Here is a 23823-nt window from a genome sequence, read left to right as displayed (position 1 = left end):
TGCGACCCTCTGGCGCCCGTCGACGGAACGTTCCGTCGACGGGCGCTGTCCATACATGGATACCCTTGACAGGTGACCGACGCCCACGACACCGCAGCAGACAGCTCACTGCGAACCACCGGAGGCGCCCCTCCGGACGACGGCGGATCTTCTGTTACGGAGGCGCCGATCCCTTTGTTGGAGCCGCGTGAGGGCATTCCGCCCGTCATCGCGGACGAGGCGGCCCTGGCCCGGGTGATCGCCGCCTTCGAGGCGGGATCGGGGCCCGTCGCCGTCGACGCCGAGCGCGCCTCCGGCTACCGCTACGGGCAGCGCGCCTACCTCGTGCAGCTGCGCCGCCAGGGCGCCGGAACGGCTCTGATCGACCCCGTGGCCTGCCCCGACCTGTCCGCCCTCGGTGACGCCCTGTCCGGCGTCGAGTGGGTGCTGCACGCCGCAACCCAGGACCTGCCCTGCCTGCGCGAGATAGGCATGGTGCCGACGCGGCTGTTCGACACGGAGCTGGCCGGGCGGCTCGCCGGGTTCCCCCGGGTCGGCCTCGGCGCGATGGTCGAGAGCGTGCTGGGCTTCGTCCTGGAGAAGGGGCACTCCGCCGTCGACTGGTCGACCCGGCCCCTGCCCGAGCCCTGGCTGCGCTACGCGGCGCTGGACGTCGAGCTGCTCGTCGACCTGCGCGACGCGCTGGAGAAGGAGCTGGACCGGCAGGGCAAGCTGGAGTGGGCCCGCCAGGAGTTCGACGCGATCGCCTCGGCTCCCCCGCCGGAGCCCCGCAAGGACCCGTGGCGGCGTACGTCCGGCATGCACAAGGTGCGCCGCCGGCGGCAGCTGGCCGTCGTCCGGGAGCTGTGGCAGGCCCGGGACCGGATCGCCCAGCGGCGGGACGTGTCGCCGGGCAAGGTGCTCGGGGACACGGCGATCGTGGAGGCGGCGCTGGCTCTTCCGGCCAATGTGCATGCACTGGCCGCGCTGAACGGTTTCGGACACCGCGTGGGCAAGCGGCAGCTGGAGCAGTGGCAGGCGGCGGTGGACCGGGCGAAGGCGCTGAGCGAGGCGCAGCTGCCGCAGCCGGGGCAGCCGGTGACCGGGCCTCCGCCGCCGCGCGCCTGGGCCGACAAGGACCCCGCGGCCGCAGCGCGGCTGTCCGCCGCCCGGGCCGGGGTGTCGGCGCTGGCCGAGCAGGTCGGCATGCCGCAGGAGAACCTGATCACCCCGGACACGGTCCGGCGGGTGTGCTGGGAGCCGCCGGCGGTTGTCGACGCCGAGTCCGTGGCGGCTGCGCTGACAGCTCACGGCGCGCGTCAGTGGCAGGTCGAGCAGGTGACACCGGTGCTGGTGGAGGCGCTGTCCGTCAAGGAGGCCTAGCTAGGGCCTGTCGTTTGGATCACGCCGCGGACGCGGCGATGACGAGCCGCTGCCGATTCCCTGCGACCTGATCCAAACGACAGGCCCCAACCGCCGGAAGGGCGTCTACTTCGTGGCACCTCGGGTGAAACCGTTGTAGATGAACCGCTGGAGGAACAGGAAGACGACCAGCGTGGGGACGATGACGAGGATCGCTCCCGCCGAGATCGTCTCCCAATGGGCGCCGAACGGGCCCTTGAAGCGGAACAGCGACGTCGAGATCACGCCAAGATCTTCGGAGGGCATGTAGAGGAAGGGGATGTAGAAGTCGTTGTAGACGGTGATCCCCTTCACGATCACGACCGTCGCTGTCGCCGGTTTCAGCAGCGGGAAGATGATCTTGCGGTAGACGGTGAAGGCGTTGGCGCCGTCGATGCGGGCCGACTCGTCCAGGGAGACCGGGATCGAGCGGACGAACTGCAGAAAGATGTAGATCGAGACGATGTCGGTGCCCATGTAGAGGGCGATCGGCGCCCAGAGGCTGTCGAACATCGTCGGCGCTCGCCGTACCGGCGAAGGCCAGCAGGGCGGCGCAGGCCAGGCCGGCCGCGGCGGTCACACGTGTGCGCATGGAAAAGCTCCTGTCATTCGCAGGGACACGTGACTCCACCGTCACCCGGAGCAGGACGGCGCGACATCCATGGGCGTCCGAACGGGGTGCCGGGGCCGGGACCGCGCTCTCCGGATGCAGGCCGCGCTCCCGGGGGGAATGGTGATATCGGACCCGTTTTTCAGCACCGGGGCCGCCCCGGCGATCCGGACCCTAGGAGCAGAGAACATGTCGACCTCAGAGCCCGCCGCATCCCGGCCGTCCGAGGACCGCGCCACCCCGGACCGCCTGCTCCACGCCCGTACCGGCACCGACGTGTCACCGGAGGACCTCGTCCTCGCCTCGGGCAAGGACATCACCCCGCGCAACATCGAGTGGGCCAAGCGCAAGCTGGCGGCCGAGGGCCCGGCCGCCCTGGAGAAGCTCCTGCCCTAGCCGCGGCCTTCCCCGGCACGCGGAAAGCCACCGGCCCGGCGCGGATGCGCTCGGGTCCGGTGGCCTCGTGCGTGCCGGTGTGGGCTCACGCCGGCAGGTGGGTCACACCCTGCCGTCGCCCCTGGTCACAACCTGCCGTCGCCCTCGGGAAAGACACCGTCCTCGGAAAGGGCGTCGTCCTCGGGAAGGGCGTCGTCGTCCTCCACCACGTGCACGGCGGCCTCCTCGGCACCGGCCGCTCCGCCGTCGATGCCGACGTCCGTCGCGACGGTCTCCTTCGTGGTGTCGGCGTGCGCGCCCTCGTCCGGGGCCAGCAGCCGGCCGGCGCGGGCGGTGCCCGCCTCGGGGTCGACCGGTTCACCGTCGCCGTCCGGGGCGTCGCCGACCCCGTCCCCGGCGGACTCGGCGGCCACGTCGGGGACCTCCTGGGCCAGCCGTTCGTCGAGGGTCTCGCCCTCGTGCTGCTCGGCGGCGGTGGTGCCGCGCTTGGTGACGCCGAGGGGCTTCTCCGGCGGGGAGTAGCCCTCGTCGAGGGTGTCGTCGTACGTCCGCTCGTCGACGGCGTCCTGAAGGTCCAGCGGCGCGGCGTCCTCCTGCTCCTCGTTGGTCCCGGTGGGCTGGTACGCATCGTCCGCCATCGGTTCGGAGCGCATCGGTTCCGTGCCCATCACTCCTGCCTTCCTGTCGCGCTGCTCGACTCGTTCGTCTCTCCTGTCCGTTCCGCGTTTCCCGTTACGCGGGCTTCAACCTCGGCGGATGGGCCCCCGCCGGGCGGGGAGAGCGAACATCCCGCAGGCCAACAGGAGCTAAAACCCTGGTCTGCCCCGGACATTACCCACCGGTCAATCTTGAAAGATCAAGGAGTGGGACTATCATCACTCGCACACACGCTGTGACCGGCTGCGGACGCGGCGGCAGCACGGTATCCACGACCCCTTGTTCACCGCTCCCGGGCCCGAGGTCATCCTCCTCCGTCCGGCGGCGGGCTCCACCCCACCCCCCAACGCCCCGGGACGGCCTGCCCGCCTCCGGTCGTGCACAAGTGAAAGCAGCGCATCCATGAGCTACAGCAGGGGCAGAGGGCTGCAGGCCAACGTCCTCAGCACGTTCGACACCGTGGTGATGGCGGTCGCCGGCAGCGCACCGGCGTATTCGCTGGCCGCGACCACGGCCGTCCTGGTCGGCGCGGTGGGACTGGCCAGCCCGGCGGCCCTGCTGTACTGCGCGATACCCATGCTGGGCATCGCGCTGGCGTTCAGCTACCTCGGCCGGATCGACGTCAACGCGGGTGCCAGCTACTCGTGGGTGGGGCGCACGCTCCACCCCTTCCTGGGATTCATCAGCGGCTGGGCACTGGTGATCTCGGCGACGATCTTCATGGTGGCCGGTTCGCTGCCCGCCGGGTCGATGACGCTCGCGCTCTTCGACGAGAAGCTGGCCGAGAACACCGCGCTGTCCACGGTGGTCGGCGCGGCCTGGTTCCTGATCATGCTGTTCGTGGTGCTGGGCGGCGCCCGGCTCACCGTCCGAGCGCAGCTGGTCATGTCGGGTGTCGAGCTGGCCATTCTGGCGCTGTTCGCGGTGCTCGCCTTCTTCCACACCGGCAACGCCCGCGCCTTCGACTGGTCCTGGCTCGGCTTCTCCCACTTCGACGGCATGGCCGGCTTCGCGTCGGGCGCGCTCATCGCCGCGTTCTACTACTGGGGCTGGGACGTCACCAGCAACCTCAGTGAGGAGACCCGCAACAGCCGCCGTACGACGGGGCTCGCGGGCCTGATCGGAGTGGGCATCGTCTTCCTGCTGTTCGAGGTGTTCACCATCGCGGTGAACGTGATCCTGTCCTCGAAGCAGATCGAGGAGAACGACGCGAACGTGCTGGCGGTGCTCGGCGAGGAGATCTGGCCGGGCTGGGGCGGCAAGCTGCTGATCGTGGCCGTGATGCTGTCCACCATCGCCACGCTGGAGACGACGCTGATCCAGGTCACGCGTTCGCTGTTCGCGATGGGCCGGGACCGTACCATGCCGGCGGCGCTGGGCCGGGTGCACCGCCGGTGGAACACCCCCTGGGTGGCGATCGTGGTGGTCGGGGCGATGGCGCTGGCGATGTTCATCGCCTCCAACGCCCTGGGCTCGGTGGGTGACATCCTCTCCGACGCCATCTCGGCGATCGGCCTGCAGATCGCGGTCTACTACGGGCTCGCCGGCCTCGCGGTGGTCGTCGCGTACCGGAAGATGCTGCTGAAGTCCCCGGCCAACTTCCTCTTCGGCGGCCTGTGGCCGCTGTGCGGCGCCCTGTTCATGTTCTGGGTGTTCGTGGAGTCGCTGGGCGAGCTGTCCAGCGCCGCGATCACGATCGGCATCGGCGGCCTCGCGGTCGGGCTGGTCCCGATGCTCTGGTACTGGAGGCAGGGCAGCGACTACTACCGGCCCGCGAAGCTGGACGCCTCCCGGGCGGTCGAGACGGACTACGTCCCCGACGAACAGGACGCACACGCCCGGGTCCACGAGGGTCTGTCCACCGACTTCTGAGGAGGACCCCGATGGCGCGAGGCAGTCTCAGACGTGGTTTCACTCCCGACTTCGACCCCGACTGCGGGGACACCGACCTCACCTCCGCCCGCCAGGACGTGGTGATCGGCCGCTGGCAGGGGCTGCGGGACCTGCTGGCCGCCACCGGCCGCGACTGGACTGCCCGGGGGCACCGGATCCGGCAGCTCGCGCAGGTGTGCGCGGGCAGTTCGACGGTGGAGTCCTGGCTCTCGGCCGACGCCCACAGCGCCGACGCGCTGGTGCTGCGGGCGGCGACGGAGACCGCCCGCACCTTCAACGTGGCCATCGCGGCGGGGCGGGGCGTGCCGATCGACCAGCACCGCGTCGACGCGGCGGTGCTGGCCTGTCTGACGGCGGCGCAGGCGTACCCGGAGGACCCGACGCCGTGGGTGTCGCTGATCTCGGTGGCGCGCCTGTACCCGTCGGGGGTGCGCCGGCAGGAACTGGGGCGCTGGTGGGACGAGTTGCACGGGCGTGACCCCTACAGCGTCGAGGGGCACCTCCAGGTCCTGCACTACTACTCGGCGCGCTGGCACGGCACGCACGGTCTGATGTACGACTTCGCCCGGGACGCGGCCGGGGTGGCGCCACCCGGCTGTCCGCTGCCGGTGCTGGTGCAGTACGCCCGGGTCGAGGAGTACCGCTTCGCCCTGGACGCGGCACAGGGCAGGCACTCCGCTGTGGGGCTCTCGCAGCACTGGAGCCATGACGGTGCGGCGAGCGACGTGCGGCGGACCTGGCAGCGCTGGGTCATGAGCCGGACGGAGAGCGGGATCGCGCCCGCCGAGCTCCGCGACTTCAGCTACCTGGCCCACGCGGCCTGTTCCGCCGGCGCCAAGGACATCGCGGGTGTCCTGCTCGGCATGCTGGGGCCCCGCGCGACCCGGACCCCGTGGTCGTACACGGGCGATGCGGAGCGGCAGATCGTCAAGTGGCGCAAGGAGCTGCGGCCGGGGGCGTGAGCGCCTGCTACGAGTGCTGAGGAGGGGCCAGGTCCCCCGACCACTTCTCCTCGATGCGCCCGGCCCTCCACACCACGAGCGCCACAGCCCAGGTGGCGAAGAACAGGGCGACGACGACGTAGCCGAGGATGTTGAGGTCGAGGCCGGAGACCCGGTCCCAGAAGGGGCCGTGCAGGCCGAGCTGTTCGGCGAGGAGGCCGAGGAGCTCGACCGTACCGATGAGGAGGGCCACGGCGACGGACAGGCCGGTGATGGTGAGGTTGTAGTAGACCTTGCGGACCGGCTTGGAGAAGGCCCAGCCGTAGGCGAAGTTCATGAACGAGCCGTCGACGGTGTCGAGGAGGCACATCCCCGCGGCGAACAGGACGGGCAGGCACAGGATCGCGTACCAGGGCAGTCCGGAGGCGGCGCCGGAGCCGGCCAGGACGAGCAGGGCGATCTCGGTGGCGGTGTCGAAGCCGAGGCCGAACAGCAGGCCCAGCGGGTACATGTGCCAGGGCTTGGAGACGGACTTCGTGACCCGGCCCAGCAGGCGGTTCATGAAGCCGCGGTTGTCCAGCTGCTTCTCCAGGGCGGCCTCGTCGTAGCGGCCCGAGCGCATGGCGCGGAACACCTTCCAGATGCCGGCCAGGATGACGAGGTTGACGCCCGCGATGAGGTAGAGGAACGTCCCCGAGACGGCCGTGCCGATCAGGCCGGTGACGTCGTGCAGCGCGGAGCCGTCGTCACGGACGGGCCCGGCCAGGGTCTTCACACCGAGGGTGAGCAGGAAGGCCAGGGCGAAGACGACACTGGAGTGGCCGAGGGAGAACCAGAAGCCGACCGACAGCGGCCGCTGTCCCTGCCCCATCAGCTTGCGGGTGGTGTTGTCGATGGCGGCGATGTGGTCGGCGTCGAAGGCGTGCCGCATGCCGAGCGTGTACGCGGTGACTCCGATGCCGACGCCGAAGGTCTGCGCGCCGATGGCGTGGTGCTCCGGGGCGACGATCGCGACGAGGGTGAACCAGCCGATCACGTGCAGGGCCAGGACGAAGGCCGCCATCCCCCCGACCCTGGTCCACTCCCGCCGCGTCATGGAGTTGCGGACGCGGTGCCAGGCCGTGCGCTGGGCGGGGGCCGGGGCGGGGAGGGGCGGAGTGGACTCAGGGGCGGCCGTCATCGGGGGAAGGTCTCTCTGTCGGATGAACGGCTGCGTCGGACAGCCTTGCGCCATCCTCCAGTACCTGCAAGTCATGTGCAGTAAAGCCCGCGACAGGTCTTGTCCATGGAACCGGAAACTCCGCCGGCGGGCCGTCCTCGCGACCGGGTGTCACACCCCGGCGTTCGGTCCGTCCGGCCGGGTGTGCCGCTGCTCGACCATCTCGCGGCTGAGCTCCTCCGTCTCCTCCTCGGTCAGCCGCTCGAAGCCGTCCTCGGTGATGACGGAGACGATCGGATAGATGCGGCGGGTGAGGTCGGGGCCGCCCGTAGCGGAATCGTCGTCGGCCGCGTCGTACAGCGCCTGGAGCGCTGCCAGGGCCGCCTCGCGGCGCGACATGCCCGGTCGGTACAGCTTCTTCAACGCGCCCCGGGCAAAGGGCGATCCGGAGCCCTCGGCATGGAAGCCGAACTTCTCGTAGCGGCCGCCGACGACGTCGAAGGAGAAGATGCGGCCCCGTGTGCCCTCGGGAGCCGCGGGGTCGTAGCCGACCAGCAGCGGGACGACGGCGAGGCCCTGCATGGCCTGGCCCAGGTTGTTCCGGATCATGGTGGCCAGCCGGGTGGCCTTCGCGGCGAGGGTCATGGGGATGCCCTCGATCTTCTCGAAGTGCGCCAGCTCGACCTGGTACAGCTTCACCATGTCCACCGCGAGCCCGACGGTGCCCGCGAAGGCGACCGCGCAGTGGTCGTCGGCGGGGTGCACCTTCTCCAGGTCGCGCTGGGCGATGAGGTTGCCCATCGTCGCCCGCCGGTCGCCGGCGATCAGCACGCCGTCCCGGTAGGTGAGGGCCAGCACGGTCGTGCCGTGCGGGACGCCCTCGGCCCGGACGCCGTCCGGCAGGACGCGCCGGGTGCTCAGCAGCTCGGGGCGGTGGGCCGCCAGGAAGTCCGTGAACGACGAGGAGCCCGCAGTGAAGAACTCCTCCCCCAGCCTGCCCTCGTGGTCGCTCGCCGTCATGCCGTTCCCCCCTCGATCGTGACCGTCAACCGACTCCTACCTGAGCCGGACGGTCGGGAAACGCCACTCGAGGTGTCAGGGGCCCGGCGCGACACGGACGTCCAGGTCCGAGATCCGGTGGACGGGCCAGGAGCGGGCGTAGCGGGGCGGGGTGCCGCCGGCCGGCGCGAGGTGGGCGACCGGGAGGCGGTCCGCGGTGCGCAGGATGCCGGACACGGTGATGTTCTCGTTGTTCCCGGACGTCGCCCCCGAGGAGCAACCGGTGTAGTAGCCGATGGGGATGGCCTCGTGACCGGTGAGCAGACAGGGCGGGCGGACGCCGAGCCGGTGCAGGGCGCCGGCGGTGCGGTCCCAGTCACGGCGGCTGTCGATGTTGCGGGACACCGCGCCGTGCAGAACGGCCAGTTGGGCCGCGAGGTGCCCGGCGAGGCAGAGCGCGACGAGTGTGGCGGCCACCGGGCGCCAGCTGCCGCGCGGTGTTCTGGCCAGGTGCCACAGGGCGTCGGCGACCGGGATCGCGAGCAGCGCGTAGGCCGGCTGGAGGAAGCGCGGCGCCGCGTAGCCGATCATGAAGAGGTACGGCAGCGCGGCCGTGGTGGCACAGACCAGCGGGACCAGGGTCCGTCCCGCACGCCCGGCCCGCACCGCGACAGCCAGCCCGAGGCCGGCCAGGACGGGCAGGGCGAACCACCAGAGGGTGACCAGGGGGGTGGGCATCGGCCCGGTGCACGGCCGGCACAGGGCGCGTCCGCCCAGGCTGCGCAACTGGTCGTCGACGGCGATCTGCCAGCCCAGTCCGCCCTGGATCCGGGAGGCCTCCGCCAGCCGCTCCCCCAGCCCGCCGAAGCCGGCGTAGGCCTCGATCACCCACGGCACGGCACCGGCCGCCAGGCCTGCCACCAGCACGAGCAGGAGGTGCCAGTGGCGGCGCACCAGGGCCAGGACGAGCAGCGGCACGGCCACGTAGGCCGCGTCGGTCGGACGCATCCACGCCATGAGCGCGGCGCCGGCGGCGAGTCCCCACAGGACGCCTGGGGAGGACCGTTCCGCCCGGGCCCGCAGGAAGCAGCCGACGCCGATCAGGGCTCCGATCGCCACCCAGTAGTTGGGCATGGCCTGCGGACCGTAGAAGAGGGTCATCCACAGGGACGCGAAAAGGGCCCCGCCGACGACCAGGACGCGGGTCGGGAACAGGCCCCGCCAGCAGCGCAGGGCCAGATAGAGGGCGATGCCGGACAGCACGGCCAGGTAGACGCGCAGCAGCGGGACGGACGACGACCAGGACGCGACGGGTGCGACCAGCAGCGAGACGCCGCGGGAGCGGGGTGCGCTGAAGAAGGCCGCGGGGTGGTGCGAGGTGACCTGGCTGACGTAGACGATCTCGTCCCAGCCGAGGCCCAGGACAGGCCGCACGAGGGCGAGCTGGGCGAGGGTGAAGACGACGGCGAGCGCGGCGAGCGGCCGGCTGCCGCGCGCCCCCGCAGTGGCGCGCGGCCCGGCGGACGGTTCGCGTCCCCGCCTCCCGGTGAGGATGGCGTTGGCGCCCTCAGGCATGTTCCGCCCCTAACCCTGATGATCGGAAAACACGATCAAGCTAACCCGCGGGGCGGGGGTGTGCAGGGCGGAACTCGGCCAACCGCCTGACCCGGAAGTGGGGGTCAGCGGGCGTTGGGGGCGCGGTGCGGGGGCTGGCTCGGGGCGGGGCGGTGGGCCAGCTCGGGGATGGGCCGGGAGACGGGGGCGTCCTCGCCGACCGTCAGTTCGGTGCCGTGGTGCCGGACGGTCAGGGGCGTGCCCGAGACCAGGGTGTACGTGGCGCGGTCGGCGGTCAGTTCCACCCGCAGGCACCGGCCGAGGAAGCCCACCGTGAAGGCGAGCCGGCTGTAGCGCTCGGGCAGGCGGGGCGCGAACCGCAGGGCGCCGTCGCTGCACCGCATGCCGCCGAACCCGGCGACCAGCGCCATCCAGGTACCGGCCAGCGAGGCGATGTGCAGTCCGTCACGGGTGTTGTGCTCCAGGTCCCCGAGGTCCATCAGCGCCGCCTCGGCCGTGTAGTCCGCGGCCAGGTCGAGGTGGCCGGACCGGGCGGCCATGACGGCCTGCACGCAGGCGGACAGGGAGGAGTCGCGAACCGTCAGCGGTTCGTAGTAGGCGAAGTTGCGGGCGATCTGCTCCTCGTCGAAGAACTCCTCGAAGAACGCGCCGCAGGTGTACATCGCCAGCACCAGGTCCGCCTGCTTGATCACCTGCTTGCGGTACAGGTCGAAGTAGGGGAAGTGGAGCATGAGCGGGTACCGGTCCGGGCCGGTGCCCGCGAAGTCCCAGCGCTGGTAGCGGGTGAAGCCGGCGTGCTGCTCGTGCACGCCGAGTTCGTCGTTGTAGGGGACGTTCATGGCCTCGGCCGCGTCCCGCCAGGCGGCCATCTCCTCCTCGTCGGCACCGAGCCGCGCGGCCTCGTCGGGGTGGCGTTTGCAGGCGTCCGCGGCGGCCAGCAGGTTCGCCCGGGCCATCAGGTTGGTGTACGTGTTGTCGTCCGCGATGGCGCTGTACTCGTCCGGTCCGGTGACACCGTCGATGTGGAAGGTGCCGCGGTCGTCGTGGTGGCCGAGGGAGCGCCACAGACGGGCCGTCTCCACCAGCAGCTCCACGCCGACCTCGCGTTCGAAGGTCTCGTCGCCGGTGACGGCCACGTACCGCACGACCGCGTCGGCGATGTCCGCGCCCACGTGGAAGGCCGCCGTGCCGGCCGGCCAGTAGGCGGAGCCCTCCGAGCCCTCGATGGTGCGCCAGGGGAACGCGGCGCCGCGCAGGCCGAGCTGGGCGGCGCGTTCCCGGGCGGCGGGCAGGGTGTCGAGGCGCCAGCGCAGGGCCTCGGCGGCGGACTTCGGTGCGGTGTAGGTCAGCAGCGGCAGCACGAACGCCTCGGTGTCCCAGAAGGCGTGGCCGTCGTAGCCGGAGCCGGTGAGGCCCTTGGCGGGGATGGCACGCTGTTCGGCGCGGGCACCGGCCTGGAGCACGTGGAAGAGGGCGAAGCGGACGGCCTGCTGGATCTCCTCGTCGCCGTCGATCTCGACGTCGGCCCGGGCCCAGAAGTCGTCGAGGCAGGCCCGCTGGTCGTCCAGGAGCCCCTGCCAGCCGCTGTGCCCGGCCGCGGCGAGGGCCGCCTCGACCTGGTCGCTCATGGCGGGCCGGGAGCGGACGCCGGACCAGCCGTGCGCGACCAGTTTCTCCACGCGCAGCCGCTCGCCGGGTTCCAGCACGGAGGTGATGGTCAGGCGGGACACGTCCACGTTGGACTCGCTGCTCGTGGTGGTCCGTTCGGGACCGCTGACGGTGTGGTCGGCGGCCACGGCGACCCGCAGGCCGCTGCGGCGGGTGCGGTGGACCAGCCGCAGCCTGCTGCCCTCGGCGAGGTCCTCCTCCGGCTCCAGCGGCGACTTGAGCGCCTTGGCGGCGCGCGGGTCGCCGTCCGGTTCGGGCAGGCTCTCGTTGGCGACGAGTTCCGACTGGACGACCACACGGGTGCGGCTGTCGACGGGCTCCACCTCGTACGCCACGGCGGCTATCGCGCGCTGGGTGAGGGACACCAGCCGTGTGGAGCGCACCCGGACGGTGGAGCCGGCCGGTGAGGTCCATTCGCAGACCCGTTCCAGGACGCCCCGCCGCAGGTCGAGGGTCCGCTCGTGGGTGACGAGCCGCCCGTAGCGCAGGTCGAACGGCTCGTCGTCGACCAGCAGCCGCAGCACTTTGCCGTTGGTGACGTTGATGGAGGTCTGACCGGACTCCGGGTAGCCGTAACCGGCCTCGGCGTACGGCAGCGGGTGCAGTTCGTGGACGCCGTTGAGGTAGGAGCCGGGCAGGCCGTGCGGTTCGCCCTCGTCGAGGTTGCCACGCCAGCCGATGTGCCCGTTGGACAGGGCGAAGACGGACTCGCTCTGTGCCAGGACGTCGAGGTTGAGTGCCGTCTCGCGTACGGTCCAGGGCTCGACGTTGTACGCCCGCTGTGCGATCACTGCGTGTCCCCCAGTTCGGCGAGGTCCTGCACCACGATGTCGGCGCCGTGCCGGTACAGCGCGTCGCTCTGCCCGACCCGGTCGACCCCCACGACATAGCCGAAACGGCCCGCGCGGCCCGCGTCCATACCGGCCAGGGCGTCCTCGAAGACGGCCGCTGCGGACGGCTCGACACCGAGGTCCTCGGCAGCGGCGAGGAACGTGTCGGGGCGCGGCTTGCCGGGCAGCTCGCGCTCGGCGGCGACCACGCCGTCGATGCGCACGTCGAAGAAGTGCTCGGCGCCGATCGAGCGGAGCACGTCACGGCAGTTGGCGCTGGAGGAGACGATCGCGGTGCTGAGGCCGTGAGCCCGGACGGCCTCCAGATAGCGCAGGGTGCCGTCGTAGGCCTCGACGCCGTCGGTGCGGATCTTCTCCAGGACCAGTTCGTTCTTGCGGTTGCCCAGTCCGTGCACGGTCTCGGCGCCCGGTGGGTCGTCCGGGTCGCCGTCCGGCAGGTCGATGCCACGGGAGGCGAGGAAGGTGCGCACCCCGTCGGCCCGCGGTCGCCCGTCGACGTACTCGTCGTAGTCCGCCGCCTCGAACGGCCGGAAGTCCGCGCCGTCGCGCTCGCGCAGGAAGGCGTCGAACATCTCCTTCCAGGCGGCCGCGTGCACGACGGCCGTCTTGGTGACGACGCCGTCGAGGTCGAAGAGACAGGCGTGGATGTCTGCGGGAAGACCGAGCTGCGTCATAAGGGACCGGTTCCCCGCCCGGCGATGTTCCAGTGAGTGGCGCACGCCACACGCAACGGGGTGCGGGGCTCCCGGCGCCCCGGCCCTGACCGGGTGACAGACTCTCCCCGTGCCCCTCACCTTCGACGACCTCCTCCACCGCGCCCGGGCGCTGACGCACAGCGGCGGGCGGGCGATCCTCGGCATCACGGGCAGTCCCGGTGCGGGCAAGTCGACACTCGCCGAGCACCTGGTGCGGGAGTTGAACGGCAGCGGTGACCCCTGGGTCGCGCACGTCCCCATGGACGGCTTCCACCTCGCCGACGCCGAACTGGAGCGCCTCGGACTACGGGACCGCAAAGGCGCGCCCGACACGTTCGACGCGGCCGGGTACGCGGCCCTGCTGCGACGGCTGCGCGACGAGAGCGGCGACGTCGTGTACGCCCCTGGCTTCGAGCGCGTGCTGGAGCAGCCCGTCGCGGGCGCGATCCCGGTGCCTCCGACGGCCCGTCTGGTCGTCACCGAGGGCAACTACCTGCTCCTGAACACCGGAGTCTGGCCCCGCGTCCGCCCCCTCCTCGACGAGGTGTGGTTCTGCGACCTGCCCGAGCGGGAGCGCGTGCGCCGACTGATCACCCGTCACGAGCAGTTCGGCAAGACCCACGAAGAGGCGGTGGCATGGGTCGCCCGCTCGGACGAGCGCAACGCCGAGCTGGTCGCGGCGACCCGGGGGCGGGCGGACCTGGTGGTGCCGGGCGGGGCATGATCTGCTCATGATCCGATCCGCCACCCTGGACGATGTCCCCGAGATCCGGACGATGATCCGTGAACTCGCCGCGTACGAACGGGCCGAGGAGCAGGCCCGGGCCACCGCTGAGCAACTGCGTGAGGCGCTGTTCGGCGAGCACCCGGCCGCCTTCGCCCTGATCGCCGAGGACGACGACACCGGTGGGACCGTGGGCTACGCCCTGTGGTTCCCGCGCTTCTCGACCTGGACGGGCACGCGGGGCATGCACCTGGAGGACCTCTACGTACGGCCGCAGGCGCGCGGCTCGGGCCACGGCAAGGCCCTCCTCGCGGCCCTCGCCGCGACCTGCCGGCGCAGCGGCTACGACCGCTTCGAGTGGTGGGTCCTCGCCTGGAACACCCCCACGATCGACTTCTACACGTCGCTGGGGGTCGAGCTCCTGGACGAGTGGAAGGTGTGCCGGCTGAGCGGCGAGCCCCTGGCGGAACTCGCCGCTCAGGCACCGCGGGCCGGGGAGCCGGCCTGCGACGGGTGAGCCGCGAGGACGTGCGGTTCACACCGGGGGCGCCCCTGGCCGGGGCGCCGGAGGGAGTCACACGACAGGTGCGGACCGGCGTGCGCGCAGTGCGACGGTGAGTGTCTGCGGGCCGTGTCCCCCGAGGTAGACGCGGTTCCCGGTCGTCGCGTCGGTGCCGCCCACCACGGTGTAGTCCTGCCCCGGGTCGTACCGCAGCACGTCGCTCCGGTCGGGACCGGCCGGCGGTTCGCCCGCCTCGACGGCGGCCTCGACGCGGATCTCGTCGTCACCGACCCGGTAGGTCATCGGCCCGGTCGTCAGACACCAGCGCTCCTCGCCGATCGGTACGGCGCCCTCCAGCACGCCGCCCGGCCGGAAGGTCAGTTCGAGGGCCCAGGGCACGCGGGGTCCGCTGATGTCGATGCGCAGGTCGGCACCGTCCTCCCGCAGGTCCACCTCGACGCGGGTCGTGAGGGAGACCTCGTCCCGGGGCCGGTCCGGGAAGGCCATCGCGGCCGAGAACCGTCCCTCGTCCGTCATGCGGTAGGCGCCGTCGTCCCGGCGCCGGTCCGGCGGCAGCGGCTGGTAGTAGGCAGCCGTGAGGGTTTCGGTGAGCCGGTACCGGTTGCCGGCAGTCTGCTGCATCCCGGCCGCACGGAACGGGCCCAGGTCGAAGAATCCCCGGGAGAGGCGCACCGCGTCGAGAACCGCGTCGCCGGCGAACAGGCGCAGGAAGGTGGGGTTGCAGGCGAGGCCCGAGCGGATGCGCCGGTGCTCGGGCACGTCGGAGCCGCCGTACACCACGGTGTGCGCGGTGGCCGAGGCGCGGGCGGCGAGGCGCGCGGTGGTGAGGTACCGGTCACGCGGAAGCGTCTCCGCGGCCGGTGCCGGCAGGACGCGCGTCAGGTCGGGCGTGAGGAGGGTCTCGGCAAGCAGGTCGGGGTCGTCGATGCCGCCGGCGGCCGCCAGCCGTGCCGCCCGGGCGAAGTCGCCCCGGCCGGTGCGGATCGCGAGCAGCCGGTAGTGCGGCAGGTAGGGCGCCAGCGGGAAGGGGTGGTTCTGGTCCTGCCGGCGCGAGAGGACGGTCTCCACCGTGCCGTCCGGCCTGATCAGGTCGAGGGTCGTGGCGAGGTTGCGTTCGACGGCGTCCAGCAGGTCGGCGCGGCCGAGCACCTCGGCCAGCAGCAGCAGCGAAGGGTTGGACACGTGGGCCGCGTAGTTGGCGCTGCGTTCCGAGTACAGGCCCTCCGCGTCGATGTCGACGCCCTCGGCGAGCCAGTCCTCGATACGGCCGAGGAGCCGGCCGTCGGGGAACGACCGGTGCAGCCGGGCCAGCGCGGCACACAGCTCCCAGCGGTGGTTCGGGGTGTGCACCCCACCGGTGACGAGGCTGCGGGAGGCGGCGCCGGCGATCTCGGCGAGGGCGGCCGTGACGTCGCGCAGTTCAGGCCCCGCGCCGGCGGCGAGGATGTGCGCGTCGCACACGTCGTTGACGGTGAAGCCGGAGTCCGGCGGTGACTGCACGTTGTCGCCGCCGGCGAAGAGGCCGGAGGCCGTCTGGGCGGCCTGAAGGGCTCGCAGGTGGGTCGTCATGGCGGCGACGGCCTGCCCGCTGCCGTGCAGGGCCGAGTCCGGGGAGCGGTACGCGGCGACCAGGGTCTTCACCCGGCGTGCCAGAGCGCGGTGGGGCACACCGGCCGGTTCCTCGTCGGGGGCGGCCGCCAGCGGGGCGGCCGTCCGGTCGGCGGCGGCCGCCGCCGCGCGGACGAACTCGTGGTCGAGCGGGGTGGGCAAGATCAGTCCTTCAGTCCGGCGTTGATGTCGGCGCCCATGACGTAGCGCTGGAAGACCAGGAAGATGGCGATCAGGGGGATCATCGAGATGACCGATGCGCCGAGCAGGACCGACCAGTTGATGTTCTGGGCGCCGACGATGCTCTGGATACCGATCTGCACGGTGAACTTGTTGGGGTCGTTGAGCATCAGGAGCGGCCAGATGTAGTCGTTCCACCGCCACTGGAAGGACAGGATGGCGAGGGTCAGCATGATGGGCCGGGACAGCGGCACCATGATCCGCACGAAGATCGACAGTTCACGGGCGCCGTCGATGCGCGCGGCCTCCACGAGCTCGTCGGGGACCGTCAGGAAGAACTGGCGGAACATGAAGCATCCGGTCGCCGTGAGCACGGCCGGGAGGATGATGCCGGCGAACGAGTTGTAGAGGCCGAGGTCGCGGACCACGAGGAACGACGGGGCCAGCATGACCTCGCCCGGCAGCATCGTGGTGGCCAGGATGCAGAGGAAGAAGGCCTTGAGCCACCTGTTGTCGTACTTGGCCAGCGCGTACCCGGTGCAGCAGCTGACGCCCACCGTGAGGATCGTCGTGATCACGCAGACGATGGCCGTGTTGATGAAGTACTGGGAGAAGTTGGCGCTGTCCCACGCCGCCTTGAAACCCGTCAGGGTGGGGTCGTGCGGGACCAGGGTCAGCGGGTAGGAGAACAGGTCGCTGGCCGGCTTGAAGGAGCTGAGGATGAACCACAGCACGGGCACACCGTAGAGGGCCGCCAGGATCCACAGCAGCGTCGTCGCGGACACCGCCCGCCGGAGACCGCCGCCGGCCGCCTTGCCGGGCCGCTTCTTGGACACGGGCCGTTTGGCGTCGGCGTCGAGCGGACGGGGCATGTCTGTGGTTGTCATCGGTTCTCCACCCGCCGGTTGACGATCAGCTGGATGATCGCGACGGCCATCAGGATGAGCATGAGCACGAATGACGCGGCGCTCGCGTAGCCGATCTGGCCCCGTTTGAAGCCGGTCTCGTAGATGTACTGGACGAGCAGGTTGTTCGAGGTTCCGGGGCCGCCGTTGTTGAGGGCGACGAACACCGGGTATTCCTTCATCGCGTTGATCGTGTTGAGCAGGATGACGATGAACGAGGTGGGCGCGATGCTCGGCAGCGTGATGCTGATGAACTTGCGCCACGGACCGGCGCCGTCGAGCTCGGCCGCCTCGTAGTACGACACCGGGACGTTCTTGATCGCCGCGATGAACAGCAGCATCGTGAAGCCCGTCCAGGCCCAGGCCGCAGCCATCACCACCACCAGCATCGACAGGTCCGCGTTCGACTGCCACGGAACGGCGTCTCCGCCGAACTTCTCGATGACGTAGTTGACCAGTCCGAAGTTCTCACCGAACATCCACCGCCACAGGACGCCCACGACGATGGGCGACAGCAGCCACGGGATGAAGAAGATGACGCGGGCGACCGACGAGCCCTTGGCGTGTTTGTTCACCACCAGGTTGGCGGCGAGCAGCGAGAGCCCGAAGTTCAGCGGGACGAAGAGGACGGTGTACAGCAGCGTCCGGCTCAGCGCGTCGTAGAACGTGGAGTCCCCGAACAGGTTGTCGTAGTTGTCCAGTCCGACCCACTGGAACACCCCCACGCCCGTGTAGTTCGTGAAGGAGTAGAGAAGCCCGATCACCGCAGGCCAGACGAAGAACAGCGCGAAGAGCACGACATTGGCCGCGATGAGGACGAGCGGCGCAAGGGTGTACTTACTGCGTCTCCTGGGCGGGCTCACGGTCACGTCCGAGGCGCGTTTTGTCATCTTCCTGACTCCGTGCTGGTGGAAGGGATTGCTGTGGGCTCACGCCGTGAACCCGGCATCGCGTGGGCTCCCGGGTCCGGGCGGCGGGATCGAGACACCGCCGCCCGGACCCGTCGGCCTACGAGCCGCCGCCGACCTGCTGGTTGTAGCCGGCCACGATGTTCTCCAGGGCCTTGTCGGGCGACTGCTGGCCGTTGATCGCCTTGCCGAGCTCCGTCTTGGTCGGGTCCTCGGTGAGGCTCTTGCCCTTCAGCACCCACTGCGTCTGCGCGCCGTTGAAGTAGCCGGAGATGGGGGCGTAGAGCGGGATCGACTCGTTGTACAGCTTGAACGCCGCCTGCGCCGCCTCGGACTTGAAGGGGTACTTCGGGTTCAGGCCGCTCTCGACCGGCAGGAAGCCGGAGGCCTCGCACAGCACGCGGTAGTTGTCCGGCTCGTAGACCCAGGACAGGAACTTCTTCGTGGCGGTGGCGGCGTCACCGTTGTTGTTGAAGCCGACCATCAGGCCGCCGCTGTTGACGTCGCTGGCCTGCACCGGCTGGGCGGGGGTCGGGACGCTGGCCCAGTCGAACTTCTTGATGCTCTCGGAGAAGGCGGCGACCTGCCACACACCGGACCAGTAGGCGACCACGTCGCCGCTCTGGAACATGGCGGACGGGTCGGCGCCGCTGGTCCACACCGACTTCGGCATGGTCTTGTTGTCGTTCCAACCGACGAAGGTGTTCACCGCCTTCTTGGTCGCCGCGTCCGCCGAGAACTTGCCGGAGGAGTCCGCGTGGACGTACTTCCCGCCCATCTCGTAGACCATGGCGCGCAGCCGGGACGGCGACTGGTCGAAGGTGAGGGAGTACTTGGCGCCGGTCTTCTCACGGACCTTGTTCGCCGCCTTGATGAACTCGGTCCAGGTCCAGGTCTTCTGGGGCGAGGTCGGGAAGGAGACGCCGGCCTTCTTGAACAGCGACTTGTTGATGAACATGCCGGACGCGGTGACGTCCGAGGGGATGGCCAGCACCTTCCCGGACGAGTCCTTGGCGAGGAAGTTGGCGTTGATCTTGTTGCTCTTCTTGCCGGCGATGGAGCTGAGGTCGATCAGCTTGCTCGACCAGATCGGGTCCAGGGCCGGCACGGCCGCCACGTCGGGCAGGGAGTTCGCCTGCGCGGCGTTGTGCAGCTTCGTCGGGTATCCGTCGTAGGGGATGTTGACGAGCTTGACCGTGACGCCGGTGTCCTTCTTGTACTGCGACACCATCTTCTTCCAGCCCGCGTCCTGCCCCGGGACCGTGGAGATCCAGAACGTCAGCGACTTGGACGTGCCGCCCGAGTCGCCGCCCGACCCACAGGCGGAGAGCAGAAGGGCACCTGCCGTGGCCACGGCAGCGAGGGGAACCACGCGGCGTATGCCGCCGAGTCGGCGGGAGCGCCGCACACCCACACTGATCATGTTCGATCCCTTTTCTTCGGAGCGGAAGAAGCACGGCGCCAGCCGAGGCGGCACGGGTGCATTTTGCAGGAAATTTCGCTTTCCGGGGGCACGGCCTCGCCCGGCCGCGTCGCCTTGACGGGTGGCGTCCCCGGCCATGACGGCCGGCGTCGCACAAGCTCGCCCTCGTGCGGCTGCCGTACTTCGCGTACGGGCGGGAGGCTCACCCGGAGTCGGCGTCCCGGCCGACTTAGAAAGCGCTTGTCCGGACATTGGCAGATCGAGTCGGAGGCCGTCAATCCTTCGCCCTCACGGACTCGGTCACGGTTTGGACTCCTCGGGAGACCGCGAGCCGGGCGGCGCCGACGACGGTGCCGAGATCACCGACCGTGCTGCTCACGACTTCGGTGGGCCAGCTCAGCCGCGCTAGCTCGGCCCGCACACCCTGGAGGAGCTGCGGGTACGCGCCGGTACTGCCCCCCAGCACGACCAGCCCCGGGTCCAGTACCGCGGTCACGGCGGCGGCCAGCCGGCCCACGTCCACGGCATGGCGGTCGACGACGGCCCGGGCGGCGGCACGGCCCTGTCCGGCGAGGGCGAAGAGCTCCTCGACGGTGCCGGGGCACGGCCCGTCGGCGCCCGGCCAGGCCTCGGCCGCGCGCCGCAGCAGGGCGTGGGACCCGATGTACTCCTCCAGGGCCTCGTGGCGCGGCTCACGTCCGTCGTCCCACGGGTAGGGGATCCGGGCCAGCTCACCGGCGGCACCGTTCGCTCCGCGCAGCACCTGACCACCGACGACGATGCCGAGGCCGATGCCGACCCCGATCCGCAGGTAGCCGAAGATGTTCCGGCCCCGGGCGGCGCCTTCGTGCAGCTCGGCGAGGGCGGCGCAGTTGACGTTGTTCTCCAGGTGGACGGGGACGCCCGGTGGCAGCGCGACGGTCACGGCGTCGAAGACGGGACCGGCCTTGGCGGTCGCCGGACGCATACCGGCGCCCTCCTTGCGGGGCGCGGTGACGTCACCGACGGCGACGACGATGGTCCGCAGCGGGGCGTCGGCGGGCAGCGCGTCGAGCGCCTCGCGCACGACGTCGGCGGCGCCCGCACGGGAGCCGGTGGACTCGGCGAGCAGCGTGCCGTCCAGGGCGCAGCCGCGGACCCGGGTGAGGGCGGGGCCGAGGTCGACGGCGAGCACGGCCCCCGCGGCCGGCCCGAGACGGTAGACGGCGGCGTTGCGTCCCGTGCCGCTGGAGGCCGTACCGGAGTGGGCGGCGAGCCCGACGCCCTCCAGTTCCGCGACGGCGGCGGACACCGTCGGCTTCGACAGACCCGCGAGACTCGCGAGCTGGGGCCGGGTGGCCCGGCCTGCCCCGGCCAGTACGGCGAACACCGCGCCCGCGCTCTCGGTCAGGCGGGAGGCTCTTGCCACGTCAGGTTCCAACAGTTCCCCCACACGGGTAAAGGGCCGCGCTCCCGGGTTCGATCGTCCTGGATCGTCTCGGGTCGTCTCGGAAGGTCTCGGGTCGTCTCCACGGGACGCGGCGAAGGGATTCCTCTTGACGCACTGTACTTCGTTAGTTAACTTCCTAACGAAGTTCACGGTACTCGCCTGCCGTGCTCCGCCAGAAGCCCGTCCCGGGGCTTCCCTAGTTCTTCAACTGCCCGTCCCTCAGGCACGGTTCGCCCGCCGTCGCAGCCCAGCGCAACGACGAAAGAGGTTCCGTGCAGGACATCGCGCCCCTCGTGGTCGGTATCGACGTGGGCGGCACCAAGACGCATCTTCGCGCGCTCGCCGGCGACGCCCTCGTGGCCGACCACGTCCGTGCGAGCGGCGGCTGGCGGCCGCACGACCCCGTGGCGGCCGCCGGTTGGCTGACCGCGCTGGTCGCCGACGCGCTTCCGGCAGGCGCCCGCCCGTCCGCCGTGGCCGTCGGCGGACATGCCTGCGAGACCGCCCGCCAGTGCGCCCAGATCCGTGCCGCGCTCCAGCTGCACTTCGACGCGCCCGCGCTGGTGGTGGGCGACGCTCAGCTCCTCGTCCCCGCAGCCGGACTGGACAAGGGTGTCGGCCTGGTCGCCGGCACCGGCTCGGTGGCCGTGGGCCGGCTGCCCGACGGCACCGCCGTCCAGGTGGGTGGCTGGGGCGCGGTCCTCGGCGACGAGGGCGGTGCCGCCGGGCTCGTCCGGGAGGCGGCACGGGCCGTGTGGGCGGCGCACGACCGCGGGGAGCGGCCCGACGCGCTCGCGCTCGGGCTCATCGCCGCACTCGACGTGCCCGAAGTTCCCGCGCTCGGCGCGGCTCTGGAGAGGGCCACGGACGTCTCCGCCGAGTGGGGCCGGCACGCTCCCGCCGTCTTCGCGGCTGCCGCCGACGGCTCGGCGCTCGCCCGGACCGTGATCGACGAGGCGGGCTGGGCGCTTGCCGCTCTGGTCACCCGGCTCGCCGACCGCGGGGTGGAGGTCGACGACGTGGTCGTGGCGGGCGGCACGGTGCTGTCCCAGCCGGATCTGTTGGACGCGTTCACCGTCGCCCTGGCCGAGACGCTGCCCACGGCACGCGCCAGGCCCCTTCGAGTACCACCGGTCGAGGGCGCGGTGGCGCTGGCGCGGTCGCTCCGGTGAGCCGGGCCGCGCGTTCACCCGCGGGCCACGTCCCGGCCGCCGGACCCTCGTCGGCGGGACACCGCCCGCCCATCGAATCAGGCAGGATCGCACGACTTCACCCGGCCGCACGGCCGCAGAACTGAAGAGAGGCACACCCATGCCGTCATCCGCCGGGCACCACTCCCCCACCCTGAACCGGAGGGGTTTCCTCAGAACGTCCCTGGGCGGCTCGGCCGCACTGGTCGCCGCGCCGACCCTCGTCGGGTGGCTGGGCGCCGCGGACGCCAAGGCCGCCACGGCTCCCGCCGCGTTCGTCGACGACTACAAGACCAACGTCCTGACGAACCTCACGCCCGAGACCAACGCGGTCGTCCGGGCTCTGGGGGGCTTCGCCCGGATGTGGAAGACCGGCACCTGGAACACCGGCACCCCGCTCATGGCGGACGTGCTGCGCGCCAACGTGCGTTACTGCGAGCGGATCACCGCCGACCGCACCGATGCGGAGGCCAAGGAGGCCTTCGTCATCGACCGCCAGCACCAGAGCTACTCCATGATCGAGGGCCTCGGCCCGCTCGCCGCGCTCTACAAGACGGGCGCCAAGGCGGTCACTTCGATCACCAGCGCCCCGGACGGCACCCCACCGGCCAAGATCAGCGATGCCGTGCCCGCCGACGCCCCGGCCGGCTCCGCACTGGGCGCGGGCTCGTACGACTCCGAACTCGGCCTCGTGGCCCGGCTGGTGGACACCCTGCGCGGCAACTGGGCCTCCAGCAACCCGGCCAAGTTCGCCTACCAGTACCCGCGCCCGTGGCGGATGAACGAGGAGAGCGAGGTCGTCGACACCGGCGCGACGGACGAGTTCGGCTTCCCGGTGTACGAGTCGAAGGTCGTCGTCGCCCCGCAGCTGCTGCGCCAGCGCGGTGACAAGCCCGCCGAGGACGGCGGTTTCCCCAGTGGCCACACCAACGCCCTGCACCTGGCGTCGCTGGCCTACGCGTACGCGGTTCCCGAGCGCTTCCAGGAGCTGGTGACGCGTGCCCTGGAGCTGGCCCACACCCGCATCGTGGCCGGCATGCACTCCCCTGTCGACGTGATCGGCGGACGGATCATGGCCACCGCGCTGGCCGCGGCGACCCTGGCCGACCCGGCGAACGCGGAGCTCAAGGCGGCGGCCCGCGCCCAGGCCCTCGCCTACTTCACGCAGCGCACCGGCACCACGGCGGACACGCTGTACGACTACGTCCACCCGGGCGCCGGGGACGCCTACGCCGACCGTGCCGCCAACGCCCGATCGGTCGGCCACCGGTTGACGTACGTCCTGCCGCGCCGGGGCCGCAAGGACCCGCTCACCGTGCCGAAGGGCGCGGAGGTACTGCTGGAGACGCGCCTTCCGTACCTGAGCGCGGCCCAGCGGCGCGAGGTGCTGCGGACGACCGCGCTGCCTGCCGGCTACGTCCTGCTGGACGGCTTCGAGCAGTGGGGCCGGCTGAACCTGTTCGCCGCGGCGGACGGTTACGGCGCGTTCGACCGGGACGTCAGCGTGACGCTGGACGCGGCGGCCGGCGGCTTCCACGCGGCCGACAGCTGGCGCAACGACATCGAGGGCGACGGCGGTCTGTCCAAGCGCGGCTCGGGCACGCTGACCCTGACGGGCCACAACCGCTACCACGGCGGGACCGTCGTCGAAGACGGCGCGCTGGTCGCCGGGTCGCCGAACGCTCTCGGCGAGGGCGACGTCCGGGTCACCGGCGGCACGCTGCGCGCGGACAATGTGCTGCGGGTGCGCGGCTCGTACGTCCAGGACGGCGAGTCGACGCTGGAGCTGCTGCTCCGCAGGAACCACGGCCCCGCCCTCACGGTGAGCCGGCGGGTCCTGCTGGGCCGGGGCAGCGCGCTGTCGCTGCGGCTCGACCCCGAGCGGCCGCCGGTCGCGGGGACGACCCTCCCCGTCCTGTCCACCGCACAGCTGCGCGGCCGGTTCGACCGGGTCGAGCTGGACTCCGAGACGCTGCTGGCCGTCCCCCTCCACACGGCTGACGGTCTGTCGGTGCGACTCGTGCGGAGGTAGCGCTTTCCACGGCGGGGGCTGATGCACAGTTGGGTCCATGAGGGCCCTCCGGATCGCTCCCGCCGTTCCCCGGCCGG

Annotated in this window: 19 protein-coding genes and 1 pseudogene; 8 read left to right on the top strand and 12 right to left on the bottom strand. The window is 71.4% G+C overall.

Translation table 11 applies throughout. From position 1 onward, the window contains the following. The first annotated feature begins 72 nt into the window (after positions 1-72). Complete coding sequence (locus AB0E85_RS22470) at positions 73-1362, top strand: ribonuclease D (RefSeq protein ID WP_361929910.1); 1290 nt, start codon at positions 73-75, stop codon at positions 1360-1362. A 105-nt stretch (positions 1363-1467) separates the two neighbouring features. Here AB0E85_RS22470 and AB0E85_RS22465 read toward each other — a convergent pair. Then, positions 1468-1893: pseudogene (locus AB0E85_RS22465) on the bottom strand (ABC transporter permease subunit); the annotation flags it as partial. A 286-nt stretch (positions 1894-2179) separates the two neighbouring features. Between AB0E85_RS22465 and AB0E85_RS22460 the strand changes: the two are divergent. Then, complete coding sequence (locus AB0E85_RS22460) at positions 2180-2386, top strand: hypothetical protein (RefSeq protein WP_107457994.1); 207 nt, start codon at positions 2180-2182, stop codon at positions 2384-2386. Positions 2387-2511: 125 nt separating this feature from the next. On the opposite strand, the gene AB0E85_RS22455 is transcribed toward AB0E85_RS22460, so the two are convergent. Continuing rightward, complete coding sequence (locus AB0E85_RS22455; RefSeq protein WP_361929983.1) at positions 2512-3039, bottom strand: DUF5709 domain-containing protein; 528 nt, start codon at positions 3037-3039, stop codon at positions 2512-2514. A gap of 406 nt (positions 3040-3445) precedes the next feature. Here AB0E85_RS22455 and AB0E85_RS22450 point away from each other — a divergent pair, with 406 nt between their 5' ends. After that, positions 3446-4915 carry an APC family permease gene (locus AB0E85_RS22450; RefSeq protein ID WP_361929906.1) on the top strand — a complete coding sequence of 490 codons (1470 nt, stop codon included), beginning with the start codon at positions 3446-3448 and terminating at the stop codon, positions 4913-4915. A gap of 11 nt (positions 4916-4926) precedes the next feature. Continuing rightward, positions 4927-5898 carry a hypothetical protein gene (locus AB0E85_RS22445; RefSeq protein ID WP_361929903.1) on the top strand — a complete coding sequence of 324 codons (972 nt, stop codon included), beginning with the start codon at positions 4927-4929 and terminating at the stop codon, positions 5896-5898. 7 nt (positions 5899-5905) lie between these two features. On the opposite strand, the gene AB0E85_RS22440 is transcribed toward AB0E85_RS22445, so the two are convergent. From AB0E85_RS22440 to AB0E85_RS22420, 5 genes are all read right to left on the bottom strand, one after another. Beyond that, the gene (locus AB0E85_RS22440) at positions 5906-7057 is read right to left on the bottom strand and encodes a HoxN/HupN/NixA family nickel/cobalt transporter (protein WP_361929900.1); all 1152 of its coding nucleotides are present in this window, start codon (positions 7055-7057) and stop codon (positions 5906-5908) included. Positions 7058-7207: 150 nt separating this feature from the next. Beyond that, positions 7208-8056: a proteasome subunit beta gene (prcB, locus tag AB0E85_RS22435; protein ID WP_361929897.1), complete on the bottom strand. Its 849-nt coding sequence runs from the start codon at positions 8054-8056 to the stop codon at positions 7208-7210. Between the two features lie 75 nt (positions 8057-8131). Beyond that, entirely contained in the window at positions 8132-9610 is a 1479-nt protein-coding gene (locus AB0E85_RS22430) for a hypothetical protein (protein ID WP_361929894.1), read from the bottom strand. Between the two features lie 104 nt (positions 9611-9714). Continuing rightward, positions 9715-12069 (bottom strand): glycosyl hydrolase family 65 protein, encoded by a 2355-nt coding sequence (locus AB0E85_RS22425; RefSeq protein ID WP_361929891.1) that lies wholly within the window; start codon positions 12067-12069, stop codon positions 9715-9717. Further along, the gene (locus AB0E85_RS22420; protein WP_361929889.1) at positions 12066-12803 is read right to left on the bottom strand and encodes a beta-phosphoglucomutase family hydrolase; all 738 of its coding nucleotides are present in this window, start codon (positions 12801-12803) and stop codon (positions 12066-12068) included. The genes AB0E85_RS22425 and AB0E85_RS22420 overlap by 4 nt, the downstream gene beginning before the upstream one ends. A gap of 109 nt (positions 12804-12912) precedes the next feature. Here AB0E85_RS22420 and AB0E85_RS22415 point away from each other — a divergent pair, with 109 nt between their 5' ends. Both AB0E85_RS22415 and AB0E85_RS22410 read left to right on the top strand, forming a co-directional pair. Beyond that, positions 12913-13548 carry a nucleoside/nucleotide kinase family protein gene (locus tag AB0E85_RS22415; protein WP_361929887.1) on the top strand — a complete coding sequence of 212 codons (636 nt, stop codon included), beginning with the start codon at positions 12913-12915 and terminating at the stop codon, positions 13546-13548. Positions 13549-13555: 7 nt separating this feature from the next. Further along, positions 13556-14065 carry a GNAT family N-acetyltransferase gene (locus AB0E85_RS22410; RefSeq protein ID WP_361929885.1) on the top strand — a complete coding sequence of 170 codons (510 nt, stop codon included), beginning with the start codon at positions 13556-13558 and terminating at the stop codon, positions 14063-14065. A gap of 57 nt (positions 14066-14122) precedes the next feature. Here AB0E85_RS22410 and AB0E85_RS22405 read toward each other — a convergent pair whose 3' ends face one another. The 5 genes from AB0E85_RS22405 to AB0E85_RS22385 form a co-directional block, all read right to left on the bottom strand. After that, complete coding sequence (locus AB0E85_RS22405; protein ID WP_361929883.1) at positions 14123-15841, bottom strand: hypothetical protein; 1719 nt, start codon at positions 15839-15841, stop codon at positions 14123-14125. Positions 15842-15843: 2 nt separating this feature from the next. Continuing rightward, a complete protein-coding gene (locus tag AB0E85_RS22400; RefSeq protein ID WP_361929880.1) occupies positions 15844-16746 on the bottom strand; it encodes a carbohydrate ABC transporter permease in 903 nt (300 codons plus the stop codon). Further along, positions 16743-17654, bottom strand: coding sequence for a sugar ABC transporter permease (locus tag AB0E85_RS22395; protein WP_361929877.1), 912 nt, complete (start codon positions 17652-17654; stop codon positions 16743-16745). The genes AB0E85_RS22400 and AB0E85_RS22395 overlap by 4 nt, the downstream gene beginning before the upstream one ends. 118 nt (positions 17655-17772) lie before the next feature. Then, the gene (locus AB0E85_RS22390; RefSeq protein ID WP_361929874.1) at positions 17773-19095 is read right to left on the bottom strand and encodes an extracellular solute-binding protein; all 1323 of its coding nucleotides are present in this window, start codon (positions 19093-19095) and stop codon (positions 17773-17775) included. A 274-nt stretch (positions 19096-19369) separates the two neighbouring features. After that, positions 19370-20503: an ROK family protein gene (locus AB0E85_RS22385; RefSeq protein WP_361929871.1), complete on the bottom strand. Its 1134-nt coding sequence runs from the start codon at positions 20501-20503 to the stop codon at positions 19370-19372. 293 nt (positions 20504-20796) lie between these two features. On the opposite strand from AB0E85_RS22385, the gene AB0E85_RS22380 reads away from it, so the two are divergent. Beyond that, positions 20797-21696, top strand: coding sequence for a BadF/BadG/BcrA/BcrD ATPase family protein (locus tag AB0E85_RS22380; protein WP_361929869.1), 900 nt, complete (start codon positions 20797-20799; stop codon positions 21694-21696). 139 nt (positions 21697-21835) lie between these two features. After that, positions 21836-23746, top strand: a complete 1911-nt coding sequence (locus tag AB0E85_RS22375; protein WP_361929866.1) for a phosphatase PAP2 family protein — start codon at positions 21836-21838, stop codon at positions 23744-23746. Positions 23747-23823 lie beyond the last annotated feature (77 nt).

Origin of the sequence: Streptomyces sp. NPDC029044, from assembly GCF_040637495.1 — a bacterium.
Taxonomy (GTDB): domain Bacteria; phylum Actinomycetota; class Actinomycetes; order Streptomycetales; family Streptomycetaceae; genus Streptomyces.
Note: the sequence above shows the minus strand (reverse complement) of the source record. Positions and strands in the feature narration are given on the sequence as shown.

Bases quoted from the DNA above. Each gene is read 5' to 3' on its own strand.
- AB0E85_RS22460 (WP_107457994.1), top strand. From the start codon at position 2,180: ATGTCGACCTCAGAGCCCGCCGCATCCCGGCCGTCCGAGGACCGCGCC.
- AB0E85_RS22455 (WP_361929983.1), bottom strand. From the start codon at position 3,039: ATGCGCTCCGAACCGATGGCGGACGATGCGTACCAGCCCACCGGGACC.
- AB0E85_RS22450 (WP_361929906.1), top strand. From the start codon at position 3,446: ATGAGCTACAGCAGGGGCAGAGGGCTGCAGGCCAACGTCCTCAGCACG.
- AB0E85_RS22445 (WP_361929903.1), top strand. From the start codon at position 4,927: ATGGCGCGAGGCAGTCTCAGACGTGGTTTCACTCCCGACTTCGACCCC.
- AB0E85_RS22440 (WP_361929900.1), bottom strand. From the start codon at position 7,057: ATGACGGCCGCCCCTGAGTCCACTCCGCCCCTCCCCGCCCCGGCCCCC.
- prcB (WP_361929897.1), bottom strand. From the start codon at position 8,056: ATGACGGCGAGCGACCACGAGGGCAGGCTGGGGGAGGAGTTCTTCACT.
- AB0E85_RS22430 (WP_361929894.1), bottom strand. From the start codon at position 9,610: ATGCCTGAGGGCGCCAACGCCATCCTCACCGGGAGGCGGGGACGCGAA.
- AB0E85_RS22420 (WP_361929889.1), bottom strand. From the start codon at position 12,803: ATGACGCAGCTCGGTCTTCCCGCAGACATCCACGCCTGTCTCTTCGAC.
- AB0E85_RS22410 (WP_361929885.1), top strand. From the start codon at position 13,556: ATGATCCGATCCGCCACCCTGGACGATGTCCCCGAGATCCGGACGATG.
- AB0E85_RS22400 (WP_361929880.1), bottom strand. From the start codon at position 16,746: ATGACAACCACAGACATGCCCCGTCCGCTCGACGCCGACGCCAAACGG.
- AB0E85_RS22395 (WP_361929877.1), bottom strand. From the start codon at position 17,654: ATGACAAAACGCGCCTCGGACGTGACCGTGAGCCCGCCCAGGAGACGC.
- AB0E85_RS22390 (WP_361929874.1), bottom strand. From the start codon at position 19,095: ATGATCAGTGTGGGTGTGCGGCGCTCCCGCCGACTCGGCGGCATACGC.
- AB0E85_RS22375 (WP_361929866.1), top strand. From the start codon at position 21,836: ATGCCGTCATCCGCCGGGCACCACTCCCCCACCCTGAACCGGAGGGGT.